Source organism: Luteibacter sp. P4_D7_3, assembly GCF_056401735.1.
Genome location: NZ_JBFUIT010000383.1, coordinates 1 through 3,383, shown reverse-complemented (window position 1 = coordinate 3,383; position 3,383 = coordinate 1). Strand labels below are relative to the sequence as shown.

The 3,383-nt window shown below is 63.6% G+C and carries 2 protein-coding genes; one reads left to right on the top strand and one right to left on the bottom strand.

Annotated features, from left to right (window positions below):
• Positions 1 to 978, bottom strand: a 978-nt coding sequence (locus tag AC1DSN_RS20245; protein ID WP_477332481.1) for an alkaline phosphatase family protein, incomplete at its 3' end; no start/stop codon positions are given.
• A 236-nt stretch (positions 979 to 1,214) separates the two neighbouring features.
• Between AC1DSN_RS20245 and AC1DSN_RS20240 the strand changes: the two genes are divergently transcribed.
• The gene (locus AC1DSN_RS20240) at positions 1,215 to 3,356 is read left to right on the top strand and encodes a M13 family metallopeptidase (RefSeq protein WP_477332479.1); all 2,142 of its coding nucleotides are present in this window, start codon (positions 1,215 to 1,217) and stop codon (positions 3,354 to 3,356) included.
• The last annotated feature ends 27 nt before the right edge of the window (positions 3,357 to 3,383 follow it).

Genomic DNA, 3,383 nt, shown 5'->3' with positions numbered 1-3,383 from the left:
CTGGAAAGGCGAATGATGCGGGCTGTAATCGTTCGAGGTGGTGTTGGTCACCTTCGACAACGTGCGACGCGTGCAGCCGGTGCTGCCGTCGGGGTTGGTGAGCGTGAGGTCGAAGCCGCCCTGGAACCAGCCCCAGGTGACATTGTGATCGTTGAGAAGGTTGCCGATATTGCGGCCGCCCATCGTCGCCTGGCTAGCCGTGGGCGAAGAGCAGACGTCGCCGATCGGATCGGGGTCGCCGATCATGGTCAGGCCGCCGTGGCCATCGTCGGTCTCGGCACCCGTGCCGTTGAGCGTGTCGATCACACCGGCGGTCTGGCCCGCGATCAGGTTCACCGCACCCGGCGACGACGGACCGAAGCCGGTGCCGTAGTGGTTGTCGCTCATGGCGAAGTTCTGCGCGTAATTCCAGAAGGCGGTGACGGTGTTGCCGTCGTAGTAACCCATCACCTGGCCCTTACCTTCCTCAGCGGCATCGCCACCCGGCAGGGTTTCACCGTGACCGGTATACAGCGGGAAGAGATCCATCTTGCCGCCATCGAAGGCGCGCTGTTCCGAGGTATAGCCGTGGTCCTGATCGGCCGTCGCCGCCTGTGTACGCGCGAGGCGGAACGGGTTGATTGCCGCGTCGGCATTGCCGCTGTTGGCCGCGTTGGGATTCTTCGTCAGCAGGCGATGCGACAGGCCATTCACCGGCGGCGTAAAGGGCCGCGCATAGAACGATGGCTCGCCCTTGCCATTTTCGGCAAGCGGATAGGTGCCGAAGTAGTGATCGAAGGAAACGTTCTCCTGGAAGATCACGACCAGATGCTTGATCGGCGTGGCGGTGCGCGGATCGCTACCGTGACCGCCGTGGCCGAAGCCGAGCGCGGTGGTGGCGGCATCGGCAGGGGCGGAGGCCACCTGCTGGGCGGCGACGATCGACGCGGCGGAGAGGGTGAGCACGCAGGCGATGCCTGCGGCCAGTAACTTGCGCATGACTAAGCTCCTCGAAAGGTGTAGCGGCCGGACTGCACGGATCCGCATCCCCTGTCATGCGGTCTGACCAGCGTAAGAACGGCGCATGACAGCCCGGGGACAAAGTCCGCAAGGTCTTACGAATTTTCTCAATCCATGACCTTCGTCACGGTCGGCCCTCCAGGCCGTTCCCAACGGCTATGCTCGGAACCCACCGGTGCCCGGGGGCACCGCTTTCACTGGACAGAGGGACACTCATGACCAAGCAGTACCTGAAGCCGCTCGCACTCGCGCTAAGCGTCGCGCTCGCCGGCACGGCATGCAGCAAGCACAACGATGCCGATACGGCCGTTCCGGGCGGCAACCCGCCTGCCGCCACCGGCAGCGCCGCCCCGGCGCCGGCCGCCACGACCGCTGCAGCACCTGCCGCGCCCACGTTCAATGTGGCCGACATCGACACGACGATCGACGCCTGCGACGACTTCAACGGCTTCGTCAACGCCAAGTGGGTGGCGGTCAACCCGATTCCCGAAGACCGCACCCGCTGGGGCGCCTTCGACCAGCTCGCCGAAAACAGCTTGTCCACGCAGCACGACATCGTCGATGCCATGGACAAGGGTGCGGCGAATGCCAAGGCCGGCTCGATCGAGCAGAAGATCGGCCTGCTCTATCGCTCGGGCATGAACGAATCGGTGATCGAGAAGGCCGGCATCGAGCCGCTCAAGCCGGAACTGGCCAAGATCGACGGCCTGAAGAACAGCGACGACGTGGCCAACTTCCTCGACCAGAGCTTCGCCGATGGCAACAGCTACGTGTTCGGCTTCGGCTCGGGCGCCGACTTCAAGAACGCGAAGATGCAGATTGGCTATGCGCAGCAGGACGGCCTCGGTCTGCCGACCAAGGACTACTACACCGATCCGAAGCAGGCCGACAACCGCAAGGCCTATGTCGACTACATCACCAAGACCCTGACCCTCGCCGGCGTCTCCGATACTGACGCGAAGACCCAGGCCGATGCCGTCATGGCATTCGAGACGCAGCTGGCTGCCGCCTCGCTGGCGCCGGTCGAACTGCGCGCCCCGGAAAACCAGTACCACTTCGTCACCGTGGCCGAAGCCGACAAGATCACGCCGCACTTCAACTGGGAGAAGTTCTTCGCCGCCCAGAGCGTGACCATCGACAAGGGCTTCTCGCTGTCCCAGCCGAAGTTCTTCAAGGCGTTCGACAAGATGCTGGCAGCGACGCCGGTCAGCACGTGGCAGGCTTACCTGCGCTTCCACGCGATCGACAGCGCTTCGCCGTACCTGTCCAAGACCTTCCAGGACAACAAGTTCGGTTTCTACGGCAAGACCCTCGCCGGCCAGCCGAAGCAGAAGGATCGCTGGAAGCGCGTGCTCGGTACCGTCAACGCGTCGATGGGCGAAGCCCTCGGCCAGCTGTACGTCGCCAAGGTGTTCAAGCCCGAAGCGAAGCAGCGCGCCACCGAACTGGTCGACAACGTGCGCAACGCCCTCAAGGCACGCATCGAAAACCTCGACTGGATGAGCGCCGAGACGAAGGAAAAGGCGATCCAGAAGTGGAATACCTTCCTGCCCAAGATCGGCTACCCGGACAAGTGGCGTGACTGGTCGGGCCTGGAAGTGAGCGGCGACGACTACTACACGAACGTGCAGGCTGCCAGCAAGTTCAACTATCACTACGACATCGCCAAGATCGGCAAGCCGACCGATCGCCTCGACTGGGGCATGACGCCGCAGACGGTGAACGCGTACTACAACCCGACCGACAACACGATCAACTTCCCGGCCGCGATCCTGCAGCCGCCGTTCTTCGATGCCAAGGGCGACGACGCGATCAACTACGGCGGCATCGGCGCGGTGATCGGTCACGAAGCCAGCCATGGCTTCGACGACGAAGGCAGCCAGTTCGATGGCGAAGGCAACAACAAGAACTGGTGGACGGCCGCCGACAAGAAGAAGTTCGAGGAGCGCACGAAGAGGCTGGTCGACCAGTTCAACGACTACGCACCGCTCAAGGACAAGCCGGACCTGCACGTCAATGGCCAGCTGACCCTGGGCGAGAATATCGCCGACCTGGGCGGCACGGCGGTGGCGTATGACGCCCTGCAGGAAGCCTTGAAGAAGAACCCGCAGGAAGCCGACTCCAAGATCGACGGCTACACGCAGGACCAGCGCTTCTTCCTCAACTGGGCCCGCGTCTGGCGCGGCAGCGTCCGTGAGAAGCAGGCCATGTTGTACCTCAACACCGACCCGCACGCGCCGGCCTCGCTGCGCGCGATCGGCGCACCGTCGAACATGGCGGCCTTTGCCACGGCATTCCAGTGCAAGCCGGACGCGAAGATGGTTCGCTCGGGCGACAAGCTGGTGAAGATCTGGTAACCGCTCTACGTAGAGGCTGATCACCAA